Genomic DNA, 14,052 nt, shown 5'->3' on the forward strand with positions numbered 1-14,052 from the left:
CCGATCAGGAGACTTTCAATGTGAGAGGCGGCACGAAGGACTCAAGCTCATATTCGATGGCCTCGATCATGCGCTCGACCTCGGTGACGTCCATGACGGTTGCACAGGGGATGGCAGCAATTGCAATGATCGTCTCGCCCGTAGCGCGATCGAACAGGCGTGCGACCATGCTGCTGGGTGAGTCCATTCCGGCTTCAAATCCAACCGGATGGAAGTGCCAGCGCATCAGTTGACAGGCATTGGGGAACGTTACTTTGTTCATACGGCCCACCTATTCAATCGAGCAATTGCTTAGCCCACTTTAAAGGCGACGCATCCGCTGCGCCTATCCGTTAGGTGACTAAAAATAGCACTCCGTTACGCTGGGCCAAAACGGTTTTTTTGCAGGGTTGAAATAACTTTTTCGATTTTATGACGCAGGTCAAATCTCTGACGTTAATAAGCTGACGGTCTTGATTTAAAATGCCGTTAAAAAAAAGCCCCTCAGGCCACTCAAATGGAGTGCTATTCGACTTTTAGCAGGAAAATAGTATTCGAATGACTGCTTGACGCTGGTGTTCTTGGAAGGGTCGGCCTGAACCGCTGGGTTAAGTCGCTCACACGCTTGCGGGCTATGGCTGAAGCCATAGCGGGCCACTCGGGTATAGAGTCGGGCTATAAACCGGTGGCGCGACTTGATAAAATTCGCTACAAGTAACGGCCGTTGAAACAGTTTCGACGCCTGTCGTTCAACACCCTATTGCGCCGCAGTTACACCTAAGGTTATACCTTCAATACAGCATTAAGTTTTGCGCGGACGCATTCAAATGAATAGTTCGCAGGCAATCGTAAGTTCAAAACAATTAGAACGGCACAGGCTCATTAATGGGCCGTGTATAGACGCTTGTGATTTCTTACCTAATCGAGAACCGCCCGTGACAATAAGAAATATGAACATCGCACCACGCGCCTTTCTCGGGTTCGCGTTTATTGCAGTCTTGGTTATAGGCTTGGGGGTGTTTGCGCTGAACCGCATGACCGTGATCCGTCAAGCCGCCACTGAGATGCAGTTCAACGTCCTGCCCAGTGTTACGTTTCTCGGAAACGTGACGGAGAACGTACTGCGCCTGCGCGTTACTTCCTTTCGGATACTGCTCAATCGTGAACCGGCCATGTTGCAAGAAAGCACCGGGCGCATTGATGACTTGGTGAGTAAGTTACAGCAAGCAAAAGCCAGCTATTCGGCGCTGCCCATGACAACCGAGGAGGCCGCTTTATATAAAACGTTCAGCGCTACGCTGGACAGTTACCTCCATGCGCAGACCCAAATGATTCAGTTGTCGCGGGACGATAAACTTGAAGAAGCACGCGGTGTGATCAACTCGCGCATGAAAGCCGATTCAGATTTGATGGGTGATCAACTCAAGCAATTGATCGCTATTAACAAAAGTGAAGCAAAGCAGACGCTAGATGACGCCAGCGCTAAATACGATAACGCTACTGTCATGGTCATCGTGGTCGCGGTCAGTGCCGCGCTGTTGACGGTTTTGCTGGCGTGGCTGTTGACCCGCAGCATTGTCATCCCACTGACACGAGCACTGCGCGCAGCTGAAGACATCGCCGGTGGTAATTTGACCAAGACCATTCTGATTGACGGTCACGATGAGCCGGCGCGCTTGCTGACGGCATTGCAGGTCATGCAGCAAAACCTGCGTAAAACCATCGAGCAGATTTCCGGTTCAGCGACCCAGCTGGCCTCGGCGGCTGAAGAGCTGAGCGTAGTCACAGACGAAGCCTCCCGTGGCCTGCAACAGCAGAATAATGAAATCGAGCAGGCAGCTACTGCGGTCAACGAAATGACCGCCGCAGTCGAAGAGGTTGCACGCAACGCCGTCTCCACGTCCGAAGCCTCGCAGCAATCGAACCAGACGGCGTGTGAGGGCCGTGATCGGGTGGTGGAAACGGTTTCGGCAATACAAGCCATGACCCAAGACGTGCAAACCACGACGTTGTTGGTTGAAGGCTTGGCCGTGCAAGGGCGAGATATTGGCAAAGTGCTGGACGTGATTCGGTCGATTGCCGAGCAAACCAACTTGCTGGCGTTGAACGCGGCCATTGAAGCGGCACGTGCCGGTGAGGCGGGCAGGGGCTTTGCGGTGGTGGCTGACGAAGTACGGGCACTGGCCCATCGGACGGCGCAGTCGACCCAGGAAATCGAGCAAATGGTCGCAGGGATTCAAAACGGCACCGGTGAAGCGGTGCAATCGATGTTGGTGAATACCAATCGTACCCAGTCGACGTTAGAGCTGGCCCGTGCCGCCGGCGTGGCGCTGGAGCAGATCACAGTGGCGATTTCGCACATCAACGAACGCAACCTGGTAATCGCCAGTGCGTCGGAAGAGCAGGCTCAGGTCTCGCGTGAAGTCGACCGCAATCTGGTCAACATCCGCGACCTCGCCACCCAATCCGCTGCCGGCGCGCATCAAACCAGCGCGGCCAGCACTGAACTGTCTCGATTGGCGCTTGATCTGAATGAGATGGTGGCTAGGTTTGTGATTTGATCCGATCAAAAACGGCACAACGTTCTGAATCGCGAGTAAAGCGCCTACAGAAGGCCGAGGCTAGCGATAGGCTGCGTGGGCGGCGGCGTCAGTTTTCACCCTGTTCGCAGGTGGTTCTCCCGCCAATGCACTGATCAAGTTCTGCACCGCACATCGGGCCATTGCTTCGCGGGTTTCGTGGGTAGCGGACCCCATGTGCGGCGTGGCGACGACGTTGTCCAACCTCAGCAACGGCGACTCCGGGTCCAGCGGCTCACGTTCGAACACATCAAGCCCTGCGGCGTGAATCTGACCGCTTTGCAACGCCGCAATCAACGCTGCCTCGTCCACCACCTTGCCCCTGGAAATGTTGATAAAAATGCTCTGCGGGCGCATTAAAGCAAATTGTTCAGCACCGATCATGCCCTCGGTTTCAGCGGTCAAAGGCAGGGTCAGGCAAATAAAGTCGGCTTCCTGCAACAGCGCATCCAGGCGTCGATAGCTTGCATTGAAACGCGCCTCGACGGCGGGTTTTGGGGAGTGGCTGTGGTAAATCACCGGCATGCCGAAGCCAAAATGCCCGCGCTGCGCCAGCGCCTCGCCAATCCGGCCCATGCCAATGATACCCAAGGTTTTACCGTGGACATCGCTACCAAAATGCTCAGCTCCCAAGTTGCTCGTCCACTGACCGTTACGCACAAGGTTGGCCAGCTCAACCACTCGCCGGGCGGCGGCAAGGAGTAGCGCAAAGCCGGTATCGGCGGTGGTTTCGGTCAACACATCCGGAGTATTTGTCAGCACAATGCCGCGCCGGTGGAAGTATTCCAGGTCATAGTTATCAACACCCACCGAGACACTCGCTACCGCTTCCAGGTGCGGCGCTAGGTCGAGTAGCGCCGCGTCCAGCTTAAGGCTGGCACCGAGCAAACCGTGTGCTTGAGGCAGGGCCGCCCGCAGGCGCGCCAGTGCGTCGCGATTGGGCTCGTCGATAAACACAACGTCGGCGTGCTGCTGTAAGCGGCTCATCAACGCGGGGGACAGTTTTTTGTACAAAACGACCTGTTTTCTCATGGTATTCACGCCTGTGTTCAAGGATGCGCAGCCACCCGGGGTAGGGGACGCTCGGTGCGCGCCGGTTTCGTGTCATTGCCGGGGTTGAGCAGCAGCGTTAGCACCACCGAGACCAACAACGCGCCACTCATTAATAGATACGAGGCACCTGGGTTGCCGGTTGCGCCGTTCAAATAACCGACCAAATAAGAACCGCCAAACGAACCCAGCGCGCCCATGCTGTTGATCAGCGCCATCGCGCCGCCGGCCACGTTGGCGGGCAATATCTCGGGGACGATGGCAAAAAAAGGCCCATAGGGCGCGTACATGCAAGCGCCCGCCAGCACCAACAGTGAATAGGACCACCAGAAATGCTCGCTGCCCAAGGCATATGACCCGTAGAAGGCGAGGGCCGCCAACAGCAGCGGCGGCCAAACGAAGCGTTTACGGCGCTGAATCCGGTCTGAGCCCCAGGAAACTGCAAGCATCGCAATCACCGCCGCCAAGTACGGAAGGGCCGACAACCATCCCGCCTCAACCATGTTCAAGTCGGCGCCTTGTTTGAGAATCGACGGCAGCCACAACACAAACCCGTAAACGCCAATGCTCCAGCAGAAAAATTGCAACGACAGGATGATTACCTTGGGTGAGCGAAAGGCTTCGGCATAGTTTTTTACTGGCTTGATGCCGACTTGCTCGGCTTCCAGGGTGCTTTGCAGTTCGGCTTTTTCGGCCTCGTGCAACCATTTCGCCTGCGCCGGTTTTTCATCGGCTACCTGCCACCAAATAAACGCCCAGATGATTGCTGGCATGCCTTCGACGATGAACATCCAGCGCCAATTGAAATGTGCCACGAGGTAGCCGGACACTACCGACATCCAAAGCATCGTTACCGGGTTGCCGAGGATCAAAAAGGTGTTGGCTCGCGAGCGTTCGGCGCGGGTAAACCAATGGCACAGGTACACCAGCATCGCCGGCATGACCGCCGCTTCGACTACGCCTAGCATGAAACGAATGCCGATCAGCACGTAAGCATTGGAGATGATCCCGGTCAGCGTGGCCAGGCAGCCCCATAAAATCAGGCTGACGAAAATCAGCTTTTTGACACTGTTCTTTTGCGCATAAATCGCGCCGGGGACTTGGAAGAAGAAATAACCCAGAAAAAACAGTGCACCCAGCAATGACGAAAGGCCCGGGGTGAGGTGCAGGTCCTCGGCCATGCCCGATGCGGCGGCAAACCCATAATTGGCGCGGTCCAGATAGGCCAGGCTGTAGGTGATGAACACGATGGGCATGATGTACAGCCAGCGGCGGTTGATCAGACGTAGCTTTTCCATGGTGAGGCTCCTGAGCTGGTTTTGTTTTTGTCGCAGCAGGTATCGACGTGCACAAACCTAACGGCCGAGTCAGGCCGGCTGTCGTCGTAGCAGGGGGTCATGGGGCAGAGCGGCCTGCAATTCAGCGCGCGATGGCAAGCCTTCCATATCGCCTCGGCTTTGCACGGCGCGGCTGCCTATCCAGTTACCGCGAGCCACCGCCAAGGCAAAGCTCTGGTTCTCCAGCAAGGCGCTAATCACCCCCACCGCAAAGCCATCCCCCGCACCCACGGTGTCTACCACATTGACCACCGGCACACCGGCGACGAAACCTTGATCGTGCTGGGTGCGGTAGTACGCGCCTTTAGCGCCGAGTTTAATCACCACGGCTTCGACGCCTTTATCCAGATAGTACGCTGCGATGTCGCCCGGATCTTCGAAGCCGGTCAACAGCGCCCCTTCGGCTAAACCTGGCATGACCCAATGCGCAAGCCCGGCCAGGTGGTTGATTTCGCGGATCATCGTTGCTTGGTTTGACCACAGCGACGGGCGCAAATTGGGATCGAACGACACACTACGGCCTGATTCACGCATTGAGGTCATCAACAGCCGAGACAGCTCGCGGGTGTCATCTGACAGCGCTGCCGGAATGCCGGTGGCGTGCAGATGACGAGCGCTCAGCAACGTGGAATGGACATCAGCCACGGACAAATGACTGGCGGCTGACCCACGACGGAAATACTCCACACCCGGATCACGGCCATCAAGCTCCCGGGATTTCATCTGAAAACCGGTCGGGTGTGCGAGGTCTATCGTGACGTGACGGCAGTCAACCCCTTCGCGCTGCAGGCTGTCGATCACGAAGCGTCCCAGCGAGTCTGCCCCGACCCGGCTCAGCCACGCCACGTTGAAGCCCAATCGGGACAGACCAATGGCGACGTTGCTGTCAGCCCCGGCAATGCGCTTGCTGAAATGCTCTACTTGAGCCAAATCACCCGGCTGTTCGGCGACGAACATCGCCATGGTTTCACCGAAGGAAAGGATGTCGAATTCAGACATGATCAAAGGCCTCCTTGGGTTGGCCGAGCCGGGCGAGGGGGTGCAGATGTTGGCGGGTCAGTGTTAGCAAATCATCGCCTTGTAACGGGTACTCAATAGCGCGAATCACACCCGGCGTGAACTGGCTCAGTAAGTATTCCCACCGCTGCAAATCACTTGGTGCTGGCGGGATCGCAATAAGCGTACCCTGAGCATTGCGCGCCACGGCTTTGCAATGCACGTATTCAACGTAGCGCCCTAGCTGCTTGGCGGCGCTGGCAGCGGATTGCTCCTGCCACTGCCAATTACCGATGTCGAACGTCAGGCCGACTGGGGCGCTCAATTCGTCGATACGGGCGAAGAACCGCCGTAACGGCTCAATCCGCCCGCCCTTGACCGTTTGATCGTTTTCAACCAGCAAGCGCACGGAATGCCGTGCCAGGCACTCAGCCAGCGCGCCCAGATCACAACTGTCGCTGAAATCCCCGAGGCAAACTTTCAACCACTGCGCGCCGCAGGCCGTTGCCCGCAGCAGGGTGGCTTCCAGTTGGTTGTTGGGCTGGCTTTGGCCGGTAACCCACAGCTCCAGCGGCGATGAGTACAGACATTCCAAACCATAAGCAGCAATGGCTGGTGCGAACCGCTGTTGATTTTCGTCGTTGAACAGCTCTTCCCGAAGTTCGATGCGTGTCATGCCAGCATCAGCTACCAACGGGATAAAACTGGCTTGGCCTTTTTCACGAACCATGTCCGCGCCGTAGCTCGAAAGACTGATGGAGACGGGGTAAAGGGTCATTGGCGTTGTCCTCTGAAACCGGTTTCATTTTTACTGCAAGAAAAGTGTTCGTAAGCGTCTAGCGTCGTTAAGCGCGACGCTGAGTCGAGCCGCGCACTATCAAGGTTGCTCGGAAATCGACGAGGTGGGGAGGTTCTGAATCGCCACGCAAGCGGTTGAGCAGGCATTCGAACGCCGTCACGCCGATATCGTGGGTCGGTTGCGCCAGCGAGGTAATGCCGCTGCCCACCAAGGGGTACCACTCCAATTCATCCAACGCGATCAGGCCGATGTCGTCGAACAATGGATAGCCCGACTCCCGTAGCAAGCGCGTGCAGGTCAAGGTGGCGACGCCGTTGCCGGTGAACAGCGCTTTAGGTCCGGGACCGGGCGCCGCTAAAAAGGCCTGCAATTGCGTGCCCAGTTGATCGCCGGTTTCCAATACTTGTCCGCGCATGTGCCCACGTTGGGCGATCAGCTGTTTGAAAGCGTTAACCCGTTCAAGCCGCGAGCTGGTGCCGTCCTGTTGTTCGCTGACCAGCAAGATGTCGCGATAACCGCGGTCGTCCAGGTGATCGATGGCCTGGCGCACGGCATCCTCATTGTTCAGCCCGACCAAGTCGCTTTGCAGTTGCTCGACTTTGCGATCAACCAACACCATCGGCAGTTCTTCATGCAATTGGCGCAGTTCGTCCAGATGATGGCCGAGGGTGTTTACGATCAAGCCTTCAACGTTGTACGAGCGCAGGGCAGCGAGGTGTACACGCTCCTGCTCGTCATCGCGGTCGGTGTTGCACACTACCAGGCTGTAACCATGCAAACGGCAGGCAGTTTCGACGCCATGCATCACCGCTACGGAATAGGGATTACGGATGTCGGCGACCAGCATGCCAATCAATCGAGTACGTCCACGCTTGAGCCCTCGCGCCATTTGATTGGGGCGATAACCGAGGGTTTCGATCGCGTGTTCGATGCGTGAGGCGATGGCGTCAGACAGCAATTGCCGATCATCGCCAATAAAGCGCGAGACGCTGGCTTTGGACACTCCCGCGAACTCAGCGACATCATTCATCGTGACGCGGGGGCGCGAATGGGGAGAAAAGCTATTCAAAATAGTGACCCGGATTATAGTTATTGGGCTCTAAAAACGGTTTCAGAAAACACCAAAGCGAGGCTGGCGTCAACCTTCATGGACTGAACGGTCGGCCATTGAGCAGGAATCGGGAGCCCGAATAATTGTCATCAAATATGTCAAACCGTGCATGCTAGGCGCCATTTGGTGTTTCAGGATTTCTCCGGTCATGACTGCCGCCGTACCATCTACTGCCGATTCATACTCCCGCCGTGCAGCGATCGTCCTGGGTCTTTGCTTGCCCAGCGATACGCTGCTGTACTTGTTGCTGCCCATGCAGTCTCAAGCATTCGGCGTGACGCTGGCGCAGGCCGGGGTGTTGTTGGCGGCCAATCGACTGGTGCGGATTTTCGGTTATGGCTACGTCATGCGCTTTTACGCACGAAACGGCGATCGTCCGACGCTGATGTTGGCCTCAGGTGTCGCCGCGCTGTGTGCATTGGGCAACGCATTGATTTCCGGTTTTTGGTGGCTGCTGATTTTGCGTCTCGCGTGGGGCTTGTGTTTCGGCGCGCTAAACCTGTCGACGCAAGTGTTGGCGACCTCGGAAACGTCGGGTGCCGCACGCCGGGCAGGGCGCTCAAGGGCGTTAATCGCGGCGGGCCCGATGGTTGCGTTGCCACTGGGCGCTTTGCTGAGCCTTGAAATCGGACCACGGCTGGTTTTTCTATTGGCGTGTGTATCGGCACTGGTTGCGCTCTGGGTGGCGCGCGGTTTACCCAGCACCGGGCACATCTTGTCAGCGCCTACGGGGCGACGCTTCAAACTGCCGGACAGCGTGGCGATCTGGTCATTTGTCGAAGGCGTGGCGTTGGACGGGTTATTCATTTTCGGGCTGTCGCTGCAAGCCCAAGCCATGCTCGGCGGCAATGCGGTGGTTATCGCGGGCATCTTACTGGCCCTGCGCTACGTGTCGGAAATGCTCTTGAGCCCGATGGGTGGGCGCGCCGCCGAAAACTTCGGGGCGCTGCGCATGCTGGTGGCCTTTTCAATCCTCAGCGGCCTTGCACTGACCGCTTTCGGCAGCCATTGGCTAATTGCCGGCGCCGCCTGTGTGCTGATATTGCGGGCGTTACAGCTGCCGCTGGTGGTGATCATCATTGCCCAACGCAACCCGGGTACAGGACGCGTGCAGGCCATCGCCGCCAATGCGGTTTGGCGTGATATCGGCGCCGGCATGGGTCCTTTACTGGCGGGTGTGCTGTTGCCAGTCGCTTCGGCGACGTGGGTCTATGCCATTGCCGGATTGGCCATCGCATTGAGTGCTATTGTCTGCTCGCGGCAAAAATAAGTAACACTTCAGGCAATTTGACAAGTTTCCTTACAAACTAAAGGTCGATTAATCAGGACTCAATCGCCACATTCACTCCAGTCACATTCGCAGCAAGCTTCCTATAACGCGTATTGAACACAATGAGAATAATGAAAAACTACAACCGTACCGCTGTTCTGAAGCGCTTGCGTCCTTGGGCATCCCTTTTATTACCCGTTATATTTATGGGAGCCCTTGTTTTGTTTTTTTCCGTCAGCAGAAGCCTACAAGCACAAACAGCAGGCGGCACACAAACCTTGATCTTCATCCGGCACGCCGAGAAGCCAGCCGCAGGATTAGGGCAACTCAACTGCCAGGGCTTAAACCGCGCTATCGCCTTATCAACCGTGTTGCCACGGGACTACGGCAACGCCAACTTTGTCTTTGCCTCTAACCCTAATCGCCATGTAAAAGAAGGCGTCAACGACGAATCCTTCAGTTACTTGCGCCCGCTACTGACCATTTCCCCGAGCGCCATCAAGTTGGGCCTTGCGATCAACATCGATTTCTCGGCCAATGACACCAGCGACTTGGCGGATGAATTGATGCATGACAAATACCACGCAGCCACGGTCTACACTGCCTGGTCACACGGTTATCTGCCGGAGCTGATTAACCGGGTCGCCACTGAAGCCTCGGGAAAAGACCAGGTCATCATTAGTGACTGGGATTCCAGTGACTACGATTCGCTCTACGTGCTGACCCTTGTGTGGCATGACGGCAAAGCGACGGTTAGTCATAAAGTGGTGAAGCAAGGGCTGAACAACGGGTCGCTGAGTTGCCCGGTCTGATGGGGCATCGCGGCCACTAACGGCCTTCATGTTGCTTGCGGTACGCGCCGGGTTGTACGCCTACGACTTTATTGAACGCCCGGGTAAACGCTGAGATCGATTGGTAACCCACGGCCACCGAGGCCTGCTCCACGGTGTTATTGGTTTTGAGCAATTGGCAGGCGTGGCGCATGCGCAGCACCAATAACACTTGGCCCGGCGACTGCCCGGTCATCTCATTGAACCGTTTAAAAAACGCCGAGCGAGACAGCTTGACGCTGGCCGCCATGCTTTCCAGGGTCCAGCCGTGTTCGGGGTGGTCGATTAATTGCGTCAGCAACTGCGCAAAAGTCGGGTGCCGTGCCAGTGCCACCAGACCGCCGAGGTCAGCGTTGCCCACCACCTGATGGCGCAACACGTACAAAAATAACAAATGGCTTAACCGTTCGAGAAAGGTCGAGGAGGGGGCGGGCAGTCGCTGGCACTCTTCCAGGATCAGCGCAAACAGGCTGCGCGCCGCGCTTGAAGACGGATCATCAGCGCGCAGGATGATCAGGTCCGGCAGTGCGTTGATGATCAGCGTCGACAAGCCTGACTGGAAGTGAAAGAAACCACACACCAATCCAACTCCATCCTTCGCTGTTTTATCCAATGGCTGCATTTCTGTACGTGGCTGGTGCAGTGCTTGTTCCAGAATCGCTTCGTTGGACAGGCGATATTTAACGTCACGCACTAAAAACACTGCATCGCCGACGCTCAACGGTTGTGCGCAGGATTGCCCGTCGATATGCAACCAGCACTGTCCGTGTACCACCAAGTGAAAACTGGCACGGGCCAATCCGTATGTGCTGGCGTGCCAGCCCCCGCAATAACGGCCGACGTGAAACAGGCTGGCATCGAGTTCAATACTTGCTAATAACCAATCAACAGTGCGGCTGGAGGAAATCATCTAATGAAAAGACTCTGGAGCAAGAAAACACGACGTTCGAATATGGAGAGACGTTCTTATAACTAACAGAATGGGGGCAGTCTTTGACTCGGAGTGTTAACCCATGTCCCGCGTCACTTTGCAGACCCAACACACCGCACCTGAAGCAGCACGCCCCTTCTTGGACGTCGCACTGAAAAATAACGGTTACCTGCCCAACCTGCTCGGGGTGCTGGCCAATGCACCTGCTGCACTGGAAGCCTACCTCACCTTGTCGGGACTCAACGCCAAGGCTGAGCTAAGTCTGGGGGAAAGGGAAGTGGTGCAATTGGTCGCAGCCACCCGACACGGTTGTGATTTTTGCGTCGCCGGGCACACGGCGGTGGCCTTGAATAAAGCCAGACTGTCGGAAGACGTGGTCGCCGCGCTCCGTGCTCGGGCTGAGTTGCCTGAAGGGAAACTACGAATTTTGGCGGCCTTCACCCAAGCAGTGGTGGCCACCCGTGGTGACGTGAGAGATGAGGTCTACCGCGAATTTCAGGCTGCGGGTTATACCGAAGGCAACGCCTTGGAAGTCATTCTTGGCGTCAGCCTGGCAACCTTGTGCAACTTCACTAACGTCTTCGCCCGCACGCCGCTCAATCCCGAGTTGGCGAAATACCGCTGGGATAAAACGGCGGTTTGAATACACAGCCTATTGCTTGACGGGAGACGTTCATGCTTGACCCAGGATTGACACAGTGGCTCGACGCGCAGGCTAACGCTTTGGATCTGGGCGCCTGCGACGCTGAGACGGTGCTGCCGCAGTTGGCCCGTGCTGGCGTGCTTCAGGTTGGAATCAGTACTGATCAAGGCGGTAGCGGCGGTGATCTGGCTGATGCCGTGGAGGTTTTGTCCAGCGTGGCCAGTCATTCGCTGGCCGCCGCGTTTGTGCTGTGGGGGCAGCGGGCATTTATCGAATACCTGCTGCAAAGCCCCAACGCCGGGTTGCGTGAGCAATTGCTGCCTGATCTGTTGAATGGTCGGATGGCCGGTGCCACAGGACTGTCCAACGCCATGAAGTTTTTATCCGGCATCGAAGCCCTGCAGATCCGCGCGCAGTCGCATGAGGGCGGCTGGACGCTTGAGGGTCAGTTGCACTGGGTGACCAATTTGCGCAAAAACAACTTTGTGGTGGCCGCTGCCATCGAGCCTGAGCAGGGCGGCGTGCCGTTCATTGTCGCGATACCTGACTCAGCGCCGGGCCTGTATCGTTCCGCTGACCTGGAGCTGATGGGTTTGCAATCGAGCAACACCGCTGCGCTCAGCTTGGAGCGCGTCGAATTGAGCGCGCAATGGTTGTTGCACGAGGATGCACGGTTATTTTTACCGGTGGTCCGCCCGGCGTTTCTCGGGTTGCAATGTGGATTAGCCATCGGCTTGGCACGGCGCTCGCTGGTTGAAGTCGGCACCCATCTTGAAAGCTCTCGTTCGGGTTTGCGCGACGAGTTATTTGAGCAACTCGGGCGTTTGGAAAACGTTGTCTTGCAGTTGAAGCAGGGCTTGCTGGCACAGCGTTTTGTTGCGCAACCCGCCGCGTTATTCCAGTTACGCATTGCCCTTGCTGAATCCGCCGCCAACGCGGTGCAGTTGGAATTACAGGCCAGCGGCGGCAAAGCGTACCTGTCCGCTCACGGCGCAGGGTTTGCCCGACGCTGGCGCGAGTCGGCCTTCGTGCCCATCGTGACCCCAAGCCTGGTGCAATTGCGTGCCGAGTTGCAGCGTCAAGCGCAGGCCAACCTCAAGACCCCAGCTTGTTGCCGTGGCTGAGCGTGGATAGTGCTGGTGCCGTGCGAAATGCTCGGCGTTACAGAAATCTGTGGGACCGAATTTATTCGGGAAAGCTTCAGTCCTGACACCCTGCAATCTCAACCGTTGATAAGCGGCGCTGGCAGCAATACCGCGAAAGGAGTACAAATGTACTCCATGAGCCTATTATCTCCCCGACGTACTGCCATTCTGACCTTTATCCGCGAGCGCATCGTGCAGCAGGGTCAATCTCCGAGCCTGGCTGAAATCGCTGAGGCCTTCGGTTTTGCCTCGCGCAGCGTGGCGCGCAAACACATTGTGGCCCTGACTGAAGCCGGCTTAATCGAGGTTGCGCCCAATCAGGCGCGCGGTATTCGGCTGGTCTCGCACTACGCGGGCAGCCGTCAACGCCCGGAGATGATCGAGATTCCGGTGTTGGGCCGGGTCGCGGCGGGGGCGCCGATTGGGCCGGACATCGGTCTGCACGATACCTTGGTGCTGGATCGCGGCATGTTTCATCGGGTGCCGGATTATCTGCTGCGGGTGCAGGGCGATTCGATGATCGAAGACGGCATTCTCGACGGTGACCTAGTGGGCGTATTGCGCAGTGCCGAGGCCAAGGACGGACAAATCGTCGTCGCACGACTGGACGGCGAAGTCACCATCAAGCGCCTTGAAACCCGTGCCGGGGAGTTTCGTCTGTTGCCACGCAACCCCGCCTATCAGCCGATTGTGGTCTCGCCGACCCAAGACTTCGCCATTGAAGGCGTTTATTGCGGCTTGGTCCGTCGCGAATGATGGGCGCCGTGGTCAGCCTCGACACGCTGCTGGACGAGCGTCGAGTCTGGAAAGGCCGATCCGTCGCGCCGCCCGTCAGTCCGCAACCCACCGGGCACGCCGCCTTGGATGCGGCGCTGCCAACCGGGGGCTGGCCCGCGTCGGCCCTGAGCGAAATCCTGGTGGCTGCCGATGGCAGCGGTGAGTTGCAATTGCTCTGGCCAACCCTCAAACGGTTGGCGGAAAAAGGCGAACGCATTGTGCTGATAGCGCCACCTTTTGTGCCTTATCCCCCTGCGTGGCAGGCGGCGGGTATTGATTTGCGCTGGCTGACGCTGGTCGATGCCAGTCCTCGGGATGCGCTGTGGGCGACCGAGCAATGTTTGCGTTCTGGCAGCTGCGGCGCCGTGTTGTGTTGGCCGCCGCAAAAACAGGCGGATGATCGGGCATTGCGTCGCCTGCAAGTCGCCGCTGAAACCGGCCAGACCCTGGCCTTCGCCTGTCGACCCGCCCACGCGGCATTAAACCCGTCACCGGCGGCGTTACGGATTGCCATCGATGCGCGACCTCGGCAGTTGCGCGTTCTCAAATGTCGGGGTGGGCTGACACCGCCGTCACCGATCCCGTTTTCAATCGATTCCTGAGGT

At 57.4% G+C, this 14,052-nt stretch carries 14 protein-coding genes; 7 read left to right on the forward strand and 7 right to left on the reverse strand.

Translation table 11 applies throughout. The features are described from left to right. Nucleotides 1-4 precede the first annotated feature (4 nt). Nucleotides 5-262, reverse strand: coding sequence for a DUF1652 domain-containing protein (locus tag RHM59_RS03915; protein WP_322164502.1), 258 nt, complete (start codon nucleotides 260-262; stop codon nucleotides 5-7). Between the two features lie 652 nt (nucleotides 263-914). Between RHM59_RS03915 and RHM59_RS03920 the strand changes: the two genes are divergently transcribed. After that, on the forward strand, nucleotides 915-2,540 hold the full coding sequence (locus tag RHM59_RS03920; RefSeq protein WP_322164501.1) for a methyl-accepting chemotaxis protein: 1,626 nt from the start codon (nucleotides 915-917) through the stop codon (nucleotides 2,538-2,540). A 60-nt stretch (nucleotides 2,541-2,600) separates the two neighbouring features. On the opposite strand, the gene RHM59_RS03925 is transcribed toward RHM59_RS03920, so the two are convergent. From RHM59_RS03925 to RHM59_RS03945, 5 genes are all read right to left on the reverse strand, one after another. After that, nucleotides 2,601-3,590, reverse strand: a complete 990-nt coding sequence (locus tag RHM59_RS03925; protein WP_322285993.1) for a D-glycerate dehydrogenase — start codon at nucleotides 3,588-3,590, stop codon at nucleotides 2,601-2,603. A 17-nt stretch (nucleotides 3,591-3,607) separates the two neighbouring features. Continuing rightward, on the reverse strand, nucleotides 3,608-4,906 hold the full coding sequence (locus tag RHM59_RS03930) for an MFS transporter (protein ID WP_322164499.1): 1,299 nt from the start codon (nucleotides 4,904-4,906) through the stop codon (nucleotides 3,608-3,610). Nucleotides 4,907-4,975: 69 nt separating this feature from the next. Further along, complete coding sequence (locus tag RHM59_RS03935) at nucleotides 4,976-5,944, reverse strand: sugar kinase (protein WP_322285994.1); 969 nt, start codon at nucleotides 5,942-5,944, stop codon at nucleotides 4,976-4,978. After that, on the reverse strand, nucleotides 5,937-6,719 hold the full coding sequence (locus RHM59_RS03940) for a sugar phosphate isomerase/epimerase family protein (RefSeq protein WP_322285995.1): 783 nt from the start codon (nucleotides 6,717-6,719) through the stop codon (nucleotides 5,937-5,939). The genes RHM59_RS03935 and RHM59_RS03940 overlap by 8 nt, the downstream gene beginning before the upstream one ends. Before the next feature lie 67 nt (nucleotides 6,720-6,786). Further along, nucleotides 6,787-7,809 (reverse strand): LacI family DNA-binding transcriptional regulator, encoded by a 1,023-nt coding sequence (locus RHM59_RS03945; RefSeq protein ID WP_322285996.1) that lies wholly within the window; start codon nucleotides 7,807-7,809, stop codon nucleotides 6,787-6,789. A 190-nt stretch (nucleotides 7,810-7,999) separates the two neighbouring features. Between RHM59_RS03945 and RHM59_RS03950 the strand changes: the two genes are divergently transcribed. Together RHM59_RS03950 and RHM59_RS03955 are read left to right on the forward strand one after the other, a co-directional pair. Beyond that, a complete protein-coding gene (locus RHM59_RS03950; protein WP_322170612.1) occupies nucleotides 8,000-9,121 on the forward strand; it encodes an MFS transporter in 1,122 nt (373 codons plus the stop codon). A 131-nt stretch (nucleotides 9,122-9,252) separates the two neighbouring features. Next, complete coding sequence (locus tag RHM59_RS03955) at nucleotides 9,253-9,933, forward strand: histidine phosphatase family protein (protein WP_322170609.1); 681 nt, start codon at nucleotides 9,253-9,255, stop codon at nucleotides 9,931-9,933. 16 nt (nucleotides 9,934-9,949) lie between these two features. Here RHM59_RS03955 and RHM59_RS03960 read toward each other — a convergent pair whose 3' ends face one another. Then, nucleotides 9,950-10,861: an AraC family transcriptional regulator gene (locus RHM59_RS03960; RefSeq protein ID WP_322285997.1), complete on the reverse strand. Its 912-nt coding sequence runs from the start codon at nucleotides 10,859-10,861 to the stop codon at nucleotides 9,950-9,952. 103 nt (nucleotides 10,862-10,964) lie between these two features. On the opposite strand from RHM59_RS03960, the gene RHM59_RS03965 reads away from it, so the two are divergent. From RHM59_RS03965 to imuA, 4 genes are all read left to right on the forward strand, one after another. Then, complete coding sequence (locus RHM59_RS03965) at nucleotides 10,965-11,525, forward strand: carboxymuconolactone decarboxylase family protein (RefSeq protein ID WP_322285998.1); 561 nt, start codon at nucleotides 10,965-10,967, stop codon at nucleotides 11,523-11,525. Nucleotides 11,526-11,557: 32 nt separating this feature from the next. After that, entirely contained in the window at nucleotides 11,558-12,649 is a 1,092-nt protein-coding gene (locus RHM59_RS03970; RefSeq protein WP_322285999.1) for an acyl-CoA dehydrogenase family protein, read from the forward strand. A 147-nt stretch (nucleotides 12,650-12,796) separates the two neighbouring features. Then, nucleotides 12,797-13,426: a transcriptional repressor LexA gene (lexA, locus tag RHM59_RS03975; protein WP_322170596.1), complete on the forward strand. Its 630-nt coding sequence runs from the start codon at nucleotides 12,797-12,799 to the stop codon at nucleotides 13,424-13,426. After that, complete coding sequence (imuA, locus tag RHM59_RS03980; RefSeq protein ID WP_322170954.1) at nucleotides 13,426-14,049, forward strand: translesion DNA synthesis-associated protein ImuA; 624 nt, start codon at nucleotides 13,426-13,428, stop codon at nucleotides 14,047-14,049. Before lexA ends, imuA begins: the two co-directional genes overlap by 1 nt. Nucleotides 14,050-14,052 lie beyond the last annotated feature (3 nt).

Origin of the sequence: Pseudomonas sp. MH10 (genome assembly GCF_034353045.1) — a bacterium.
Classification (GTDB): domain Bacteria; phylum Pseudomonadota; class Gammaproteobacteria; order Pseudomonadales; family Pseudomonadaceae; genus Aquipseudomonas.